Raw genomic sequence first — 17,619 nt, forward strand, 5'->3', positions numbered from 1 at the left:
GCACCCCCGCCTGCTCGTCGGGAAGAAGGTACGCTCGACCTCCGTCCCGCCGGTGTCGACGCCAACGTAGATGACCCTTTCCACCTCTCCTTGTTGCATGGGCGACCTTCAACTGCCTACGGCTGAACGATCGCCTCTACCATTTGCCTCTCGATCAGAACAGTAGGGGGACGCCTGTCAGCATCAGGCCTCTCTTCGGTCACGGGAGCTGTCAGGGCGAAGGCCCTAGTGGATTTGCGCCCCGGGCATCCGACAGATCACAAAAGCGACACCGATCAAGTCGGTTTTGTCATGGGTCAAGGCGCTGGGGGCACGTCCCCCACCAGACTCGCACATCCCGTCGGATAGCGAAGCATCTGGCATCTGCGAGTCTTACTGTTTTGTCAAGGGTGCTTCGCACCGCTGCGCGGCAGGCCCTGTGACAGACATCTGGCCATGAGGTTAGTTGGCAGCGGTACATGAATCCGCAGGGATCTGCAGATTTATGCAGCAAGAATTACAGGTAAATCTCTGACAACATCTGGAGGAAGCTGTGATCACTGTAAGGTTCGAGTCATCTGCGCCGTTGCTTTGTTGGCACTGGCAACAGTGATCCACACACTAAGATCGCAGGACTCACGGCGGAACCATTAGCCTGTTATAACCAATCCACGTATAACAGAGTGACCGCATGCCGGGAACTGTTAAATCAAAATCAGAGCTCTTTCCAGAGGCTGTCAGAGGAAGACAAATGTGGCTTGTCAGGAGAAGAAAATTTTCTAAAATGATCTCTTGATAACGGTCACTTCAGAACAGTAACTCGTAATTTGACTCTTCAGGCACTCCTGTGGGTGAGAGACGCCATTTTCTCCAGTAGCTAAGCCGCTTTCGCTGGTATAGGTTTTCGGTTAGGAAGTGGAACACGGATATCAGAACATACGAGATATACCATATCCATCATGTTTCTGTATATTCCGGAATCCATATGCCTTGCGAACAATCAGCTTGATCTTGTTGTTGGTTGCCTCAATCCTCGCACTGCTCAGCCCCAGTCGGATCGTATTCAGGATATGATCCTTGTGGTGCTTGATCTTCTCATACAGGTCGTAGAGTGCCGCTATCCTGCTGTGGCTTGCCCACTTGAGCCTGTGTTTAAGGTCGGTTTTTGGCTGTTTGACATTTCCCGATTTTAAAAGAAGGCGCAAAGACTCCTTCAGACACTATGCTCGCTACAGCTTCAAATCATTTGCCTAAATCATATCAAGGCGGATCTTTTTGTTCTGCGTCAGGGGATTTGGCACTTTGCCAGAAAAATAGGCTGATCGCTTGATCGCTGTGGCTTTCTTGCGAGCTGCCTGTACCCTGGAGAAAACCTGATCATTTGCCTTGGGGCGAGCGTGCTTCTGCGGGTTCTCTGCAACAAGCTGTTTGGCTCTATCACAAAGCAGCACGCCAGCAGTCTTTGCGGACTTCATCCAGCACATCTGTGGCCCGCTCAACGACATGGGAAGGATCGACACAGCGCTTGCAGAGTGCGCAGGCTCGTTTTGATCCAGCATGCAGCGTCGCCGCTGACAACCCGGATGCTGGCAAGCTGCTCCTTACTGAGACCTTTGTAGAACTGCTCCAGAGCAGATTTGTCGTAGCCGTCAGCAACCCAGACAACGATAGTGGTGTCGCGGTTTGCGACAACCGTAATGTATTTTGTGTCCCTTTGCGCTAGTTGGTCTTATCGATGCCATTGCAAACAAGGTCGTTCGGGCTTTTTGAATATGCAGTTTAACCGTCTGCCAGCCGATGCGCATGGATGTTGCCACGCCACTTCTGGGCAGCTATTCTGCAAGCCAGCTGACGGTAAGGTCAAACTTCCTTGGTAGAGCATCTTTCTGGGTAAGCCCAGAGGCACGCCAGCAGTTACCACACTGTGTTTCGGACAGAAAAGCCTGTGGGTAGGACATTCAAACTCTGCCAGGATGGCGCCCCAGTCCAGAGCACGCCAGACTTTGGGATTTACCGATGCGCTATCATAGCTAGATCAGTGCCTGTCGCACTACGAACACTCATCCATGCGGATGTGGGTTGCCCCCATCCTGGTCATTGTAGATGTCGTGAGACTCTACAGCAGTATTTTTGATGTCGAGCAGTTTTTTACATGAAGTATCAAAGAAGGCCACCTTGTCTTCTGTTTGTTGCAGTTTTGACGCTGATACTTTACAGAAGCCAGGGTGGCTTTTGCAATATGTAGTTGTAGTCAGAGGCGGAGTGTGTTACCCACAATCATGCCCGAAGTCTCCATAATTTTCCCCATATCTTCCTATTTGATATCACAGACAGTACAGTGCAGCCATCAACGGGTGGAGAGACCATCCCCCAACAGAAAGGACACCACAATGGATCCGAAAGCGTATCTACAGATCACGATGTTTATCGATGCAGACAAGAGGCCAGCCGCAGCAAAAGTCTTCTTCAACTATCTTCAACCCTTCTTGGGCAAGATCGAAGGCGCACTCACCAAAGAGTTGCTCGCCCACGACGAGGATGTACAGGTCATCCATGGCTTTGACTCGCTTGAGCATGCCAAGGAATACTTGAGCTCCAATCTCTTTACGAAGCACGTCGCTCCAGTGCTCAAGCCCACCTGGCCGGTTGATCTTGGCATCCGCCTCCACACAGTTACCTAAGACAAATACTGCTGAAGCGAGAGACATCAGTATCACTGCGTTCACTCCTCTATATGTAAATCAGTTACCTGTAGATTGTCTACAGCATCGCATCGAGGCTTTTCATGCGCGCGAGTGATGGTCTATAACCTAACTTCGGTACTGATGATTCATATACAGGGGAGAGATTCTGTGGCAGAAAACAACATCACTGCACCTACGACACCGAGTAATACACAACACCAGCAACCACACTACATGCCTGTGAAATGGCACGAAACTGTAAAAGAGGGCACCACTCGTGCCAGTGACGCAACCCTTGAGGAACGCTCCGACATTGTGGGCCGCGTAGGAACCATGATGCTGTCAGTCGGCACCGGCGCTTGGCGCGTAATCGACTCGATGGACACAATTGCCCGTACCCTCTCGATGGATTGCGTCGCAGACGTAGGTCTAACCTCCATCAGCTTCACCTGCATGAGTGGTACCCAAAGTCATACCGCAGCGTTCTCCATACCGGCTACTGGCGTCAATACCGAGAAATTGCGTCGCCTTGAACATTTTGTCGACGATTTTGCGGTTCATGGGCAGGATATGACTCTGCAGGAGATCCACAGCTCCCTTGACTCAATCCAACATACCAAGGCGGGCTACACACCGCTCGAAGCAGGCTTATCGTCGGGAGCCGCCTGCGCAGGCTTTACATTTCTGCTCGGTGCAGGTCCCATCGAGATGGCTATTGCCTTTATCGGGGCTTTTGTGGGTAACTGGTTCCGCCGTCACCTGATCGACTGGAAGCTTTCCTTGATCCCTAATGTGACGGCAAGCGTAGCAGCCGCCTGTGTCGTCAGCATCCTGTGCTATATGGCAGCAGAGCAGTTCCTGGGTATTGCTGCAAGCCACGAGGCAGGCTACCTCTGCGCGATGCTTTTCGTTATCCCCGGCTTTCCCCTCATCACCGGCGGTATCGACTTGGTCAAGTCAAACATGCGCTCCGGGTTGGAACGCCTCGCCTACGCCCTCCTTATTATCACCGTCGCCACCTTCACCGGCTGGATCGTGGCACAGTTTTTGAACTTCCATCCTGCGGACTTTATCGGGGTCGACCTCGACCCTATGGCACGCATAGTATTGCGCCTGATCTGCAGCTTTGTTGGGGTCTTTGGATTCTCCCAGATGTTCAACAGTACACCGAGGATGGCGGCAACCTCAGGAGTTGTGGGGATGATCGCTAACACCTTACGGCTGGAGCTCGTGGATCTCGCCGGCGCCGCACCTGCTGTGGCAGCCTTCATCGGCGCCCTCTGCGCGGGGCTTCTAGCTTCTCGGGTTCACCGCCGGATGCACTATCCAAGAATTGTGGTATCCGTCCCTTCGATCGTTATTATGGTCCCCGGCCTCTACATGTATCGGGCAGTCTATGATCTGGCGATCGGCAGCAATGCCGTGGGAGCCACCTGGCTCTTCAATGCCCTCTTTATCGTCCTTGCTTTGCCTTTGGGTCTCATTATCGCCCGTACCCTCACGGACAAGCGTTTCCGGGTGTGCGACTAGTCCGTACATACAAAATCAGAAGGCGGACCGGGTACAACCCGATCCGCCTTCCTCAGGTGTAGCGATACTGCGTTGTTTACCGTTGTGGCAGCTACTAGTCGTCAACACGCTCAAACTTGTCGGGGCCTGCGCCGCAGACCGGGCATACAAAGTCAGCCGGGAGTTCCGGGGTGTCAACCTCTACTTCATAGCCACAGACGGTGCAACGAAACTTATAGGTCTTCTTCTCTTCTGCCATGATGGGTTCCTCTCTATCTTCTTTGTTTCAGCAATGCCTCGCCATTGCAATCTATACTGTAACCTATTTGTCGTCAGGTAGGAAGGAGGAAGCTTTGGACGGTGTCTTTCCCTTCAGAGTGGAGTGGTAATACTCGTATGTGAGAAGCGGCGCATCACTGATCACCTGGGTATCCTTGACCTCACCCACAAAAAGCATGTGGGTTCCCACATCAATTTTCTTCACGATTTCGCAACTAAAGAGCCCTGCCACGCACTCCGTCACATAGGGGTCTCCAAGCTCGGTGCAGTGAGTATCAGACCCACCATACTTGTCGAAGGTCTTCCCTGTGTGAAAGCCGAAGCGCCCGATGTAGGGCATATCAGCTTCCTGGGTCAGGGTTGCTAGCGCAAAGTGCCCCGAGGCCGCCATGATCTGCTCGGTGTAGTTCTCCTTGTTGACGCATGCCATTATCTGAAAAGGGCTTGAGGTCAGCTGCAACCCCGTATTGATCACGCAGCCGCTTTGATGCGTTCCATCGCTTGAGGACACGACGGAGAGTCCTGAAGAGAAGGTTCTGAATGCCTTGGTATCGATCATGGTTGTGTTCCTTTCTGGTCTACAGGCGAACTCTGCGGCTCCGCTGCTTCATCGCGCGCTGGATCTCACGGTCACTGTCACGCTTAGCCATATCCGCACGCTTGTCGTAGAGCTTCTTGCCTTTGCCTAAGGCGATCGTCAGCTTGACACGGTTGTGCTCGTCGAAATACATCTGCAGCGGAACAATCGCGGCGCCCTTGACCCGCAGCTTCTGATCCAGATAGCGGATCTGCCGCTTGTGGAGCAACAGCTTTCTGCGCCGGTCAGGATCAGGATTCCAAACTCCTCCTCTGAGGTAGGGGTGGATGTGCATCCCATTGAGCCAGACCTCACCGTTGCGAACCACAATAAAGGTATCCGTCAGCTGTGCGGGGCGCTCACGCAGGCTGCACACCTCTGCTCCGGTCAGCACAATGCCTGCCTCGAAGGTTTCATCGATAAAGTAATTGTGACGGGCGACGCGGTTTCTCGAGATGATCTGGATCGTATTGTTCTTATTCTTCTTTGGCTTTGCCACGCGCCTCACCCTCTCTCCACTCTTTGTCATTTGCGTGGATCAAGTCGAGCAATGCTTCACAGTTCTTCGTTCCGATCAGATCACGCGCGCGGATAGTCAATTCAGTTGCCAAATTCTTATTCCCCATCTGGGCCACATCCGATGCGCACATGAGCAGGCACACTGCAATATCCGCATTGGCACCTGCCGGAATACCTTCTTTGCCCAAGAGCTCTTCGGTCTGCTGATCGTCCACCGAATCCGGATCGTGGTCGGTTCCCTTAACTTCCGTGAGCATATCGGTCAGTTTCTCGTCGTCGCCCATATCGAGCCGGCGGGCCGCACGCAGCGCTGCTGCCTGGGTCTTGGGCTTCTTTTCGGCTGCAAAGTACTCAGAGAAGTTGGCAAAGGCCCGCGCCAAGTGCCGGGCATCGCTGCCCCGGGAAAAGACGGAGTAGCTCAGCGCGAGGTACTCCTGCATGTTGCCCTTCTCCTTGTTGAGCTCTGCCAAATCGAGCCGAGCCCCACAGTTCATCGGATCCCAGCGGATTGCCTGTTTGAGCGCTGCCTCTGCGGCGTCGTTGTCCCCTACCTTGAGTGAGGCTATCGCATAGTCAGAGTAGAGCCGCTCAAAAGGCTCACCCACGTCCTTCAGGGTCCGAGGATCCTTTTCGACCCGGCGGTATGCCAACCGCTCAAAGATCGTCGGAAAGGCGAACCACTGGGTATCCTCTGTCGTGTGGCAATTGTCCGCGACGTACTCTTCCGCATCCTCAGCCAGATCGGAAAGTTTCTGCTGTGCTTCTTCGAACTGCCCTCCTGCCATCAGGGATTCCGCATACAGCAGCTCGTCATTCAGATTTGAATTTGCCATGCTTCTCTTAACCTATCTGTCAATCGTATCGTTTGATCGCGTAATCACTAATGCTTTGCCGAGAGATCCTACCCACGATTGTACCCTTTGATGCGAATATGCGGCTGCTTGGCCCGCCTAAACTCGATACGCCCTCTGAGCGTGTCGCAGGCGGCTACCTCAACCATGATCGATTGACCGATCTGGTAGATCGTACCGGTCTCTCTCCCGATCAGACGCATATGCTTCTCGTCGTATTCAAAGTACTCTTCGCCTAAGCTCCTCACTGGGATCATGCCCTCCGCACAAGTCTGGTTGAGCATAACAAAGACCCCGAAGCGCTTACATCCGTCGATGATACCGGGAAAGACTTCCCCGATATGCGCAGCGTACAGCTCCGCCATCTTCACCTCTTCGGAGTCACACGCAGCAGCATCCGCCACGCGCTCCTGGCTCGAGCAATCCGCGCACAGCTGTGGGAGCACTGCAGCAATTGCATGCTGCTCACGGGTATTCCGCTTGTGTGCAAGGTATGCCTTCAGAGCCCGGTGCACCGTGTCATCTGCATAGCGACGGATCGGTGAGGTGAAATGGCAGTAGGCAGAGGTGCCCAACGCGTAGTGTCCCTCATTGTGCGGCAGATAGATCGCACGCGACTGAGCCCTAAGCAGCAGCGTGGACACCAGGTAGGTGTTCGGCGTCTTCTCCGCTGCCTTAAGAATCCGCGCCTGCGCTTCAGGTTGCCCGGAGCAGAAGGCATCAATCTGCTTATGCCCCTTGAGCAACCCTAATTCCGTAAAGATCGGGACGAGCTCCTTCAGATCCTTCTGGGTCGGTTGGGGGTGTACACGGAACGCCGCTGGGGCTTCGGTCCCCGCCAACAGGCGTGCCACCGTTTCATTCGCTAAGAGCATCGCCTCTTCCACTAGCGAAGTAGCCGGTGTCTTGGAGCGGATGAGCACTCCGGTCGGGTGTCCATCCTGATCGAGTTGTACCCGCGCTTCCCGTGAAGGAAAGTCGAGGGCGCCCCGCTGGGCACGGATCACTGCGCGCTTTTCTGCCACGTGATGTAGCACCCTCAGGCTCTCTGCAACGGTGTCCACATACTCAGGACGGCAGTTGAGCTCCTCTGCAGGTCTCTCCCCTGCGAGGAACTCATCCACCTCATCGTAGTTGAGCCTAGCCTTGCTCGAGATGACTGCTTTTGTAGGCTCTGTACTCTGGACATGGCCGTGGGCGTCCAACTCCAGCTTGACCGCCATTGCGAGTCGGGGTGTGTTGGGCATGAGCGAACAGAGACCATTGCTCAGCTTTTCAGGCAGCATCGGGATCACCCGGTCCGCCAGATAGACCGAGCAGGTGCGCCGCCTGGCTTCGAGATCGATCGGTGAGTCCCACTTCACGTAGTGCGTGACATCGGCGATTGCAACGAGGACCTCATAGCCCCCGTCCTCACGCATACGTCCAAAGACTGCGTCGTCGAAGTCGCGCGCGTGGAGTGGGTCGATCGTCACGAAGGTGACCTCCCTGAGATCTTTCCGATCCGGTTCTTGAGTCGCCTCGGCTGTGTCGTCGGCCAGCTTCTCAGCTGCCTGCAGAACACGCTCAGGGAACTCATGGGGCAGATCGTAGGAGGCTAAGATGCCTTCGATACCCATATCGAGATCTTCTGCAGCTCCGATGCGGCGCTCAATCGTGGCAGTGCCGGAGTTTAGGCGAGTAGGATACTCGAGGATGCGGCCCTCGACCACATCGTCTTCCTGCACGTGGTATCTCTCAGCCGAGGTATCTTCAGGCACGATAAAGAAATCGTGGCGAAGGCGGGCATCGAGCGGCACCAGCACCCCTAAGGGGCCCGCCTTCTCGTAGCGGGCCAAAAAGGTCTTAGTCGCACGTTCAACGACGCTCTGCACCACTGCGAGCGTCTGTCCGACATGCGTGTGGATGAGCGAGATCGCTACCGTATCCCCGCTCATAGCCTCCCGGAGCCCCTTACGGGCTACCGTGAAGCTGCCTTCCTGGGTAGAGACGACCGCGGTACCATTGCCCTCGACCCTAAGTGTACCGCTCAGGGTCGGATGGTTTCTCCGACGCTTGTGACGCGGATATTTTCTTTTCTTCCGGCCCATGGCTCATTCCTTCAAGACAGAAAAAGGGCAGCGCTTGTGTTCAGCGCCACCCTCACCATTTAACACTATTGTGCGCAAAGATGCCGTCTACACCTTCAGGTATCTGCGCATTGCGATCGCAGAACCGAAGAGACCGATCGCCACGCCGATCAGGATCAGGAGGCCATAGGTCTGCCAGATGATCTGGTCGGAAAGTTCGAAGTTCAAAAACTGGATGCTCTCCCGCATTCTCGGCAACAGATTGGAGATTGTAACCTGCAGCGCGATGATCGCAAGAATTGCACCGATCAAAGCCTCGATAGCACCCTCGGCCACAAACGGCCCTCGGATGAAACCGTTGGATGCGCCAACCAGACGCTCAATGCCGATCTCACGGCGTCGCGCCGCGATGGATAGGCGGATCGTGTTATTGATGAAGACAAAGGCTACGAAGGTGAGCAAGATCACAAGGACGATTGCCGCGACACGGATGTAGGACGTCACCGTAAAGAGCCGCTCAACCGTCTCACGCCCATACTGGACCGAAGAGGCTGGATCCCCCCCATCAGCCACTTGGGCGAAGTCTGAGTCATCGATCAACTCATTGGCTACGCCCTCGACTTGCTGCGGATCGTACAGGCGGATCACCAAGGAAGCCGGAACTGGATTGGTACCGTCAAGGGCGGCTACCGCGTCCTGGGCATTCTTTTTGGACATCGTCGCCTTGTACTCCTCCAAAGCCTCGTCTTTGGTCTTATAGGTCACCGACTCGACGTTGTCCCAGCCTTCGATCTTCTGCTGGAGCGCATCCACCGCATCCTGCGACGCGTCGTCGGAGATATATGCCTGAATCGTGACGCGGTCCTCAACGCTGCCGATTAAATTGTCGACGAGAACGGACAGGAAGATAAACGTGCCGATAATAAAGAGGGACAGGAAGATAGTAGCTATAGCTCCGAAGGTAGTGCCGAAGTTACGGCGAAAATGGTGCCCCGCTTCACGAAGTGCATAGCCGATATTAGATGGTGCCATAGTTACCATAACCTCCTCTCTCCTGATCGCGGACAACATGGCCTTCCTCAAGGGCGATAACGCGCCGACGCATCGAGTCAACCATCTCACGGTCGTGGGTGGCCATAACCACCGTCGTGCCGGCACGGTTAATGCGATCGAGGAGTTTCATGATGCCCAAAGAGATTGCCGGGTCAAGGTTTCCGGTCGGCTCGTCGCACACCAAAAGCGGCGGCCTGTTCACCATGGCTCTGGCCACGGCGACACGCTGCTGCTCACCGCCGGAGAGTTGATCGGGGAAGGCATCCATTCTGTCCTGCAGGCCGACCAGGCGCAGCACCTCAGGGACCTGTGCCTTGATAACGGACTTGGGTTTGCCGATGCACTCAAGGGCGAATGCGACGTTCTCAGACACGGTTCTGCCCGGCAGCAGCTTAAAGTCCTGAAAGACGCAGCCAATTTGGCGGCGCAAGTACGGGACTTTCCAGTTTCTCATGTTCGTCAGATCCTGGCCCGCAACCACGACACGGCCTTTGGTCGCCTTCAGGGCGCGGATGATCAGGCGGATGAAGGTCGACTTGCCTGATCCTGAGTGTCCGACGATAAAGACAAATTCACCGGGATAGATATCCACGCTGACATTCTGCAGCGCCGGCTTATTCGGCTGTGATGGATAAATCAGGGTTACATCCTGAAAGGAGATCGTCGGTGTTCCCTCGTGCGGGATATTCGCGGTATCCCGGGCCAAGCTGGCATAGGGATTGACCGGCTCCTTCGGCGTCATCTGCTGCTCAACGGTCCCATTCTGCGAGATTGTCGCAGGTGATGGCACGTTCACGATACGGTCCGGTTCCTCATCTGCAGACGATGTATCCTGCTCCGTCGCAGCGGTATCGTCCGGGGATGGGGTTGCCGTATCATCGGTTTCCTCGAGATCCGCATCTGACACCTCTGGATTTTGGTCAGTGCTGTCTGCCACGCTATCCCCCCTATCTGCTTCTTCATTCGGCTCAGCGCCTGGCGCTTCGTTCGTGTTTTCTGTGGGCTGGTTCAGATCACCGGTGGAATCGAGTGCCTCGGTATCCGAACCTTCCGCACTGCGGAAGTGATTGGCCACAAAAGCTCCTTAATAGTTCCCAGTTATGTACTGGATTAGCATATACGCTCACAAAGTATAGCAAGCAACCGCCTACCTCTTTAAATCGAAGAGGCAAGCACCCCTAAAAATGCACGATTTAGCCGGTAAACCTTAAACAAACCTGTACCGGCGCGTCGTTCAAGGCCATGCAGTTAAGCAAGCATCGCCCAAGCTGCGTGAGCGACCCCCTCGCCGTCGAGCCCGAAGTGGTGCAACAGGACATCGGCAGGTGCGGAAGTGCCGAAGCCAACCATCCCGACCCGATGAAGCGGCGTCGGAACCTCCTCTCCCAAAAGCTCCGCAACGGCAGAGCCCATGCCCCCCTCGATCGAATGCTCCTCACAGGTGAGCACATGGCCGGTCTTTGCGGCAGAGGTGAGGATCGCCTCCTCGTCGAGCGGCTTGACGCTGAAGACGTCGAGAACCTCAGCCGAGATTCCCTGCTCCTCAAGGATCTCAGCCGCATCGAGCGCCTTGGAGACTTCAACGCCGCAGGCTGCAAGCGTGATATCGGTGCCCTCGTGCACCACATTGGCGAGTGGCAGCTTGCCTTTGAAGGTCTTATCGTAGACCACCGGCACCTTGTGCCGGCCCAAGCGCACGTAGACCGGGCCGTCCGTCGCGGCGGCGAGCCTGATCGCGGCTTTGGCGGCCCAGTAATCCGCCGGCACGATCACGCGCATCCCGGGGAGCACGCGCATCAGGGTGATATCCTCGAGCATCTGGTGGGTCGCCCCATCCTCGCCCACGGTGATGCCGGCATGCGTGGGGCAGACCTTCACATTCAGGTTTGAGTCACACACGGTGTTTCTGATCTGGTCGTAGCAGCGTCCGGTGCCGAAGACCGCAAAGGAACCAGTAAAGACAACCTTGCCGGTCAGGGACAAGCCTGCCGCGACATCCATCATGTTCTGCTCTGCGATACCCACATCGACGAAGCGGTCAGGGTAGGCCTTGCCGAACTGAGCGGTCCTAGTAGAGCCTGCGAGATCCGCATCGACCGCCATGACATCCACCCCTTGATCGGCAAGCTCAATGAGCGTCTCGCCGAACGCCTCGCGGGTCGCTTTTACTTCAGCCACAAGTGTCCTCACTCTCAAGCTCCTGACGCTCGCGGTCTAGGTCCGCAAGCGCAATTGCAGCCTGTTCCTGACTCGGCGCACTTCCGTGCCAACCGACCGCATCCTCCATAAAGGAGACACCCTTGCCTTTGACTGTGTCACACAGGATCGCGCAGGGTTTGCCCCCATAGGCAAGCGCCGCGCGCGTTGCGTTCTCAATCGCGGTGACGTCGTTTCCGTCGATTTCCTGGACATACCAGCCAAAGTCGCACAGCTCCGCCGAGAGGTTCCCGAGCGAATTGACGTCGGTGACCCTGCCATCGATCTGTAGGTTGTTGATATCACAGTAGAGGATCAGGTTATCGAGGTGATACTGCGCGGCAAACATGATTGCCTCCCAGTTCTGCCCCTCCTGAAGCTCCCCATCTCCCGTCATCACAAAAACCCGGCGCGCATCACACTTGGCGCGCTTGGCATCGAGCTTGAAGCCCAGTGCCGCGCCAGCGCCTACGGAAAGCCCCTGTCCCAGGGAGCCCGTGCAGACCTCCACGCCCGGGGTCATCTTAGAATCAGGGTGCCCCTGCAGCTTTGAGCCTAGAGTACGCAGTGAGTCGATATCCTCGTCGGTGACCCAGCCCAACTGGTGGATCGCGGCGTAGAGCGCTGGGGCCGCGTGACCCTTGGAGAGGATAAAGAAATCCCGACCCTCCCAGGTGGGATCGTTCTCGTCGTAGTTCATCAAGCCGGAAAAATAGAGGGTAGCGATTACGTCTACCGCAGAAAGCGAGCCGCCCGGGTGACCCGAGCCGGCCCGTGCTAGCATCTGTATGATTTCATGGCGCATCGTGTTGGCCATGAGCTTTATTTCGTGCACTGAACAGCGCGCTGGCATGCTCTCGCTCGTAGCAGTCATATAACTCCCGTCACTGTGGACAAGACGGCTCACCCATATGAGCTCTCTCCCACTATAGCTACACCACACCGCGGAAAGAGAGACATTCAGCCTCTTTTTGGAATCGCTCACGCAAAAAGCTCACGCATGACTCACACAGTTAATCTTCCAGCCGTCGGAACCCCTCGCCGAACACCTCGTGCACTTCCGCGATTATCACGATAGCATCGGGGTCTATCTCCGCAACTAGATCTTTGAGCTTCGTCGTCTCGGAGCGTCCCAGAACGCACATGAGAACCGGACGGGGCGCTTTGCTGTAGACGCCGGTCGCTTCCAGCTGCGTACAGCCCCGGTCGAGCGAGTGCAAGATCCCCTGTGCGATGCGTTCGTGCTTTTGGGAAATGATGTACACCGCGCGGGCCGCACGCGGGCCGTCGACGACCATATCGACCGCCCGGCCGCTGATGTACATCGCGATTGCGGCGTAGAGGGCATTCTCAACCGAGAAGACCGGGGCGGAGGCCAACACGATCGCCCCATCGACCGCGACCATCATCGTCCCCACCGCGATGCCGGTACGGCGCGCCAAGAGCTGGGCGATGATGTCGGTACCGCCGGTATTGCCGCCAGCCAAAAAGACGAGGCCCAAACCAACACCGGTGATCACACCGCCCCAGAGGGCGCACAGCAGCAGCTCACCTTCGCCCAAAACCGGCACGATCGGCTGTAGGATATCGGTAAAGAGGCCGGAAAAGAGGATGCCCTCGACGGTCTTGGCCAAATAGCGCCGGTCACGTTGGCGGACAACGAGCGCCAGCAGCACGATGTTCATTGCGATGGTCTGAAGGCCTACGGGGATGTAGACATCGACGCGCTGACCGAGGGCGAAGATGATCGTCGCGATACCCGAGACCCCGCCGGCAGCAAGCCCGTTCGGTAGCTCAAAACAGTCGAGCCCCACTGCAAAGAGCAAGGATCCGGCTGCGATAATCACTGTGTCACGTACTGCACGGGATGCGGCACCGTTCTTGATCAAACTTTCTGCTCCTTATCCGCCTTCCAGCGGTGATAGGCATAGATGAAGGGATCGAGATCGCCTTCTTCAAGTACGGAGTCAACGTTACCCGTCTCAACCCCGCTACGCAAATCTTTGACCATCCGATAGGGGTAGAGGACGTAGCTGCGAATCTGGTTGCCGAACCCGATCTCGTGCTTGGGGCCGCGCAGCTCGTCGAGCTTAGCCTCGCGCTTCTGCTTCTCCAACTCATAGAGCCGGCTCTCCAATATCTTCATCGCAAACTCTTTGTTCTGAAGTTGGCTGCGCTCGTTTTGGCAGGTCACCACGAGGCCAGTAGGCAGGTGAGTAATTCTCACCGCGGAGTCGGTGGTGTTGACGCCCTGGCCGCCGTGGCCCGTAGCGTGGTAGACGTCGACCCGGATGTCTTTGGGGTCAACATCCACGTGGATATCGTCAGGAAGGACCGGGAGCACTTCGACGCCCGCAAAGGTGGTCTGGCGCCGCTTCTTCTCATCGGTGGGCGAGATCCTCACGAGACGATGGACGCCCTGTTCCGCTTTGAGCATGCCGTAGGCGTTCTTCCCATGCACCGTGAACGTGGCGCGGTCGATACCGATCACCTCGGCCTGCGGGGCATCGTTCACATCGGTGCTCCAGCCTTTCCGCTCGCAGTAGTGTAGGTACATGTGAAAGAGCATGTCGCACCAGTCCTGCGCCTCTAGGCCTCCCTGGCCTGGGGTGATCGTGACGATCGCGTCGCCGTGGTCCATCGGGTCGGTAAACCAGCTCGAAAGCTCGAGGTTGGAGAGAGTCTTTTTGAGGGAGGCTGCCTCATGGGTAGCTTCCACACGCAGGTCCTCTTCGCCGGTCTCATCGGCGAGCTCCAAGGCTGCCCGGGCATCGTCCAGCTGCTGTTTTGCAGTGTCGATGCCTTTCACGTCCTCCTGGGCTTCGGTGAGCTGGGAGATCGTCTTTTGAGCCTCCTGGGCATTGTCCCAAAAGCCCGGCGCGGCGCTTTTGGCCTCAAGCTCTGCGACTAGTTCACGTTTCTGCGGTACGTGCAAGTAGCCCTCAACGGCCTTGAGGCGCTGCTCAAGTCCGTCGAGTTCCTCTGCAGTGACGCTCTGTTCGTCTGCCATTACCGGTTCCTACCGTGGCAGTTCTTGAACTTCTTGCCGCTTCCACAGGGGCAGGGATCGTTTCTGCCGACGTTGGCATACGGATCAGGATCCTCCTCTTTGCGGTAGGTGTGCGGCTTGCCCTGCGGAGGGGTGGCTGGACGCTGCGGGTTGCGCTTCGCGGCTGCACTGGAGCGCACCTGCCGCGGGACCGGGTGCTGAGAGCCGTCCATATCGGAGGGTCCGGAGTAGCGGGCGCCTTTCGGCAGACCTGAATCCGGCACCCTCTGGGCTTGGGCCACAACCTGGATACGCAGGATGACGCGCAGGAAGTCCTCATACATCGTATTCACGAGCTGCGTGAAGGCGGCGTAGGCCTCGGTCTTGTATTCGACCAACGGGTCACGCTGGCCGTAGCCGCGCAATCCGATGCCGGTCTTCAAGTAGTCCATCTCCTGCAGGTATGCCATCCACCGCGTATCGATCACACGCAGCATGATGCGCATCGACAAGTCGTTCATCGGGTCGGTCTTTGAGGTGTCACTGTCCGCCTTCTGCATCGACGTGCCGATCTGGCGGATGAAGTCTGCCTTCTTGCGGTAGCGGTCGGTGACGAAGTCGAAGAACTTCTCGAGGATCTCCTCGCGGCTCATCTCGTCTGAGATCTCCGGCAGCTCCTTGGCGCCGGTCAGATCCGCAAGCCACTTGTTCAGGCCCTTGAGATCCCACTCAGCCGGCTCGCTGCCCTCCACGCAGTACTCGTTGACCTTGCGTTCGAGCGTGTCGTGGGTGACCTCAGAGATATGCTTGGTCAGGTCCTTACCGTCGAGGATCTTGTTGCGCTCCTCGTAGATGACCTGGCGCTGTTTGTTCATCACGTCATCGTAGTCAAGGACGTTCTTACGCATCGAGAAGTTGATCTCCTCGACCTTGCGCTGTGCGCCCTCGACGGCCTTGGTGACCATCTTGGCCTGGATCGGCATGTCCTCGGGCATGTCGGCCCTCTCCATCATGGCCGAAATCCTCTCCATGCGGGCACCGCCGAAGAGGCGCATCAGGTCGTCCTCGAGCGAGAGGTAGAACTGCGTCTCGCCCGGGTCACCCTGACGGCCGGAACGGCCACGCAGCTGGTTGTCGATACGGCGGGATTCGTGGCGCTCAGTGCCGATTACATAGAGGCCGCCGACCGCTTTGACCTTTTCCTTTTCCGCGTCGGTGATCTTCTTGGCTTTCGCCAAATAGTTCGGCATCTGCATATCGACGTTTTGGCGCTCGATACTTGCCTGAAGGACTGATCTCGGATCCTTCAGATCGATCTCTGCCTCCGGGTTCGGGTCGATCCCGTCCTCGCGCATCATATCCTGCGCCAGGAACTCCGGGTTGCCACCGAGCATAATATCGGTACCACGGCCGGCCATGTTTGTGGCGATCGTGACCGCGCCGTAGCGACCTGCCTGCGCGATGATCGCGGCCTCGCGCTCATGGTACTTAGCGTTCAGGACCTGCGGATGGATGCCGCGCTTCTCAAAGATGCGGCGCAGCTTCTCAGAGTTCTCGACGGACACGGTGCCGACCAGGCAGGGCTGCCCCTTCCTGTGGCGCTCCACCACGTCATCGGCCACCGCGTTAAACTTGGCTTTGATCGTACGGTAGACCAGGTCATCGTGGTCCACACGGATGACCGGCTTATTGGTCGGGATGACCTGCACTGGCAGGTTATAGATCTCCCTGAACTCGGCGTCTTCGGTCATAGCGGTACCGGTCATGCCGGCGAGCTTGTCGTAGAGCCTGAAGTAATTTTGCAGAGTGATGGTCGCAAGGGTCTGGTTCTCCTCACGGATCGGCACGCCTTCCTTGGCCTCGATGGCTTGATGCAGGCCCTCGGAGTAGCGTCTGCCCTCCATGATACGGCCGGTAAACTCATCGACGATCTTGACTTCCCCGTCCATGACCATGTATTGCTGATCGCGGTGGAACATGTACTCCGCCTTCAGCGCCTGCTGCAGGTGGTTGACCAGCTGTCCAGACTCGTCGGAGTAGAGGTCTGCGACACCCAACCGCTTTTCAACCTTCCTCAGGCCCTGATCAGTCGTGGCAATCGTGTGCTTTGCCTCGTCCATCTCAAAATCCTCATCGGGGATGAGCCCTCTGACCGCTCGGGCAAAGTCCTTGTAGGTACTTGCGGATTTAGTGCCGGCACCGGAGATGATCAGTGGGGTTCTCGCCTCATCGATCAGGATGGAGTCAACTTCGTCGACGATCGCGTAGTGGTGCCCACGCTGTACGCGCATCTCGGGACGTGTAACCATGTTGTCACGCAGGTAATCGAAACCGAACTCTGAGTTGGTGCCGTAGGTCACATCGGCCTTGTAGGCCGGGACCTTCTGCGCCGGGGACATGCCGTTCTGGATCAGGCCGACAGACATACCCAGAAATTTATAGATGCGGCCCATGTTTTGGCTATCGCGCTTGGCTAGGTAGTCGTTCACCGTAACGATGTGAATGCCTTTACCTTCCAGTGCGTTAAGATAGCCTGCCAGAGTTGAAACCAGCGTTTTGCCTTCACCGGTGCGCATCTCGGCGATCATGCCGCGGTGCAGAGCGATGCCGCCCATCAGCTGGACATCGAAGTGGCGAAGTCCCGTCACGCGGCGTGAAGCTTCACGGACGACCGCGAAGGCCTCAGGCAACAGATCATCGAGCGACTCCCCGTTTGCCAAACGCTCACGGAAGAGCACCGTCTGATGGGAGAGCTCCTCATCGTCCATCTTGTCGGGGCTGTACGAACACTCGAGCTCATTGATCCTATCAACGACATTCTGAAACTCCTTGAGCTGCTTATTCGCGCCCATCGAAAGTAATCGGGAGATAAAATTTGGCATACTACTCCTCACAGGAAAAGCGCATACTCCGC

16 protein-coding genes and 1 pseudogene are annotated in these 17,619 nt (G+C 56.6%); 2 read left to right on the top strand and 15 right to left on the bottom strand.

Annotated elements, in window-relative coordinates:
• Nucleotides 1-908 precede the first annotated feature (908 nt).
• The 3 genes and pseudogenes from J4859_RS14595 to J4859_RS18000 all read right to left on the bottom strand — a co-directional run.
• Nucleotides 909-1,184, bottom strand: a complete 276-nt coding sequence (locus tag J4859_RS14595; RefSeq protein WP_212331019.1) for a transposase — start codon at nucleotides 1,182-1,184, stop codon at nucleotides 909-911.
• 45 nt (nucleotides 1,185-1,229) lie between these two features.
• Nucleotides 1,230-1,454: a hypothetical protein gene (locus tag J4859_RS14600; protein WP_212331022.1), complete on the bottom strand. Its 225-nt coding sequence runs from the start codon at nucleotides 1,452-1,454 to the stop codon at nucleotides 1,230-1,232.
• A 20-nt stretch (nucleotides 1,455-1,474) separates the two neighbouring features.
• Nucleotides 1,475-1,684: pseudogene (locus J4859_RS18000) on the bottom strand (hypothetical protein); the annotation flags it as partial.
• Nucleotides 1,685-2,369: 685 nt separating this feature from the next.
• Between J4859_RS18000 and J4859_RS14610 the strand changes: the two are divergent.
• Complete coding sequence (locus J4859_RS14610) at nucleotides 2,370-2,660, top strand: hypothetical protein (RefSeq protein WP_212331025.1); 291 nt, start codon at nucleotides 2,370-2,372, stop codon at nucleotides 2,658-2,660.
• 171 nt (nucleotides 2,661-2,831) lie between these two features.
• Complete coding sequence (locus tag J4859_RS14615) at nucleotides 2,832-4,193, top strand: threonine/serine exporter ThrE family protein (protein ID WP_212331028.1); 1,362 nt, start codon at nucleotides 2,832-2,834, stop codon at nucleotides 4,191-4,193.
• Between the two features lie 94 nt (nucleotides 4,194-4,287).
• Here the strand turns inward: J4859_RS14615 and J4859_RS14620 are convergent, their stop codons facing one another.
• The 12 genes from J4859_RS14620 to secA form a co-directional block, all read right to left on the bottom strand.
• Nucleotides 4,288-4,431, bottom strand: a complete 144-nt coding sequence (locus tag J4859_RS14620) for a rubredoxin-like domain-containing protein (protein WP_212331032.1) — start codon at nucleotides 4,429-4,431, stop codon at nucleotides 4,288-4,290.
• A gap of 63 nt (nucleotides 4,432-4,494) precedes the next feature.
• Nucleotides 4,495-5,010 (bottom strand): flavin reductase family protein, encoded by a 516-nt coding sequence (locus tag J4859_RS14625; protein ID WP_212331035.1) that lies wholly within the window; start codon nucleotides 5,008-5,010, stop codon nucleotides 4,495-4,497.
• Nucleotides 5,011-5,029: 19 nt separating this feature from the next.
• On the bottom strand, nucleotides 5,030-5,527 hold the full coding sequence (gene smpB, locus J4859_RS14630; protein WP_249113674.1) for an SsrA-binding protein SmpB: 498 nt from the start codon (nucleotides 5,525-5,527) through the stop codon (nucleotides 5,030-5,032).
• On the bottom strand, nucleotides 5,505-6,380 hold the full coding sequence (locus tag J4859_RS14635; RefSeq protein ID WP_212331040.1) for a hypothetical protein: 876 nt from the start codon (nucleotides 6,378-6,380) through the stop codon (nucleotides 5,505-5,507). Before J4859_RS14635 ends, smpB begins: the two co-directional genes overlap by 23 nt.
• Nucleotides 6,381-6,448: 68 nt before the next feature.
• A complete protein-coding gene (gene rnr, locus J4859_RS14640) occupies nucleotides 6,449-8,488 on the bottom strand; it encodes a ribonuclease R (protein ID WP_212331042.1) in 2,040 nt (679 codons plus the stop codon).
• Between the two features lie 87 nt (nucleotides 8,489-8,575).
• Nucleotides 8,576-9,499, bottom strand: coding sequence for a permease-like cell division protein FtsX (ftsX, locus tag J4859_RS14645; protein WP_212331044.1), 924 nt, complete (start codon nucleotides 9,497-9,499; stop codon nucleotides 8,576-8,578).
• Nucleotides 9,486-10,595, bottom strand: coding sequence for a cell division ATP-binding protein FtsE (gene ftsE, locus J4859_RS14650; RefSeq protein ID WP_212331046.1), 1,110 nt, complete (start codon nucleotides 10,593-10,595; stop codon nucleotides 9,486-9,488). Before ftsE ends, ftsX begins: the two co-directional genes overlap by 14 nt.
• A 173-nt stretch (nucleotides 10,596-10,768) precedes the next feature.
• Nucleotides 10,769-11,698 carry a transketolase family protein gene (locus J4859_RS14655; protein WP_212331048.1) on the bottom strand — a complete coding sequence of 310 codons (930 nt, stop codon included), beginning with the start codon at nucleotides 11,696-11,698 and terminating at the stop codon, nucleotides 10,769-10,771.
• Nucleotides 11,691-12,590 (bottom strand): transketolase, encoded by a 900-nt coding sequence (locus J4859_RS14660; RefSeq protein WP_212335404.1) that lies wholly within the window; start codon nucleotides 12,588-12,590, stop codon nucleotides 11,691-11,693. Before J4859_RS14660 ends, J4859_RS14655 begins: the two co-directional genes overlap by 8 nt.
• Before the next feature lie 139 nt (nucleotides 12,591-12,729).
• Nucleotides 12,730-13,605, bottom strand: a complete 876-nt coding sequence (locus J4859_RS14665; protein WP_249113676.1) for a YitT family protein — start codon at nucleotides 13,603-13,605, stop codon at nucleotides 12,730-12,732.
• Nucleotides 13,602-14,726, bottom strand: a complete 1,125-nt coding sequence (prfB, locus tag J4859_RS14670) for a peptide chain release factor 2 (protein ID WP_212331051.1) — start codon at nucleotides 14,724-14,726, stop codon at nucleotides 13,602-13,604. The genes J4859_RS14665 and prfB overlap by 4 nt, the downstream gene beginning before the upstream one ends.
• Complete coding sequence (gene secA / locus J4859_RS14675; RefSeq protein WP_212331054.1) at nucleotides 14,726-17,587, bottom strand: preprotein translocase subunit SecA; 2,862 nt, start codon at nucleotides 17,585-17,587, stop codon at nucleotides 14,726-14,728. Before secA ends, prfB begins: the two co-directional genes overlap by 1 nt.
• Nucleotides 17,588-17,619 lie beyond the last annotated feature (32 nt).

The sequence above is a fragment of the Atopobium sp. oral taxon 416 genome (assembly GCF_018128285.1).
Lineage (GTDB): Bacteria > Actinomycetota > Coriobacteriia > Coriobacteriales > Atopobiaceae > Olsenella_L.

Bases quoted from the DNA above. Each gene is read 5' to 3' on its own strand.
- J4859_RS14635 (WP_212331040.1), bottom strand. From the start codon at position 6,380: ATGGCAAATTCAAATCTGAATGACGAGCTGCTGTATGCGGAATCCCTG.
- J4859_RS14610 (WP_212331025.1), top strand. From the start codon at position 2,370: ATGGATCCGAAAGCGTATCTACAGATCACGATGTTTATCGATGCAGAC.
- J4859_RS14660 (WP_212335404.1), bottom strand. From the start codon at position 12,590: ATGACTGCTACGAGCGAGAGCATGCCAGCGCGCTGTTCAGTGCACGAA.
- prfB (WP_212331051.1), bottom strand. From the start codon at position 14,726: ATGGCAGACGAACAGAGCGTCACTGCAGAGGAACTCGACGGACTTGAG.
- J4859_RS14620 (WP_212331032.1), bottom strand. From the start codon at position 4,431: ATGGCAGAAGAGAAGAAGACCTATAAGTTTCGTTGCACCGTCTGTGGC.
- secA (WP_212331054.1), bottom strand. From the start codon at position 17,587: ATGCCAAATTTTATCTCCCGATTACTTTCGATGGGCGCGAATAAGCAG.
- J4859_RS14625 (WP_212331035.1), bottom strand. From the start codon at position 5,010: ATGATCGATACCAAGGCATTCAGAACCTTCTCTTCAGGACTCTCCGTC.
- J4859_RS14600 (WP_212331022.1), bottom strand. From the start codon at position 1,454: ATGAAGTCCGCAAAGACTGCTGGCGTGCTGCTTTGTGATAGAGCCAAA.
- ftsX (WP_212331044.1), bottom strand. From the start codon at position 9,499: ATGGCACCATCTAATATCGGCTATGCACTTCGTGAAGCGGGGCACCAT.
- rnr (WP_212331042.1), bottom strand. From the start codon at position 8,488: ATGGGCCGGAAGAAAAGAAAATATCCGCGTCACAAGCGTCGGAGAAAC.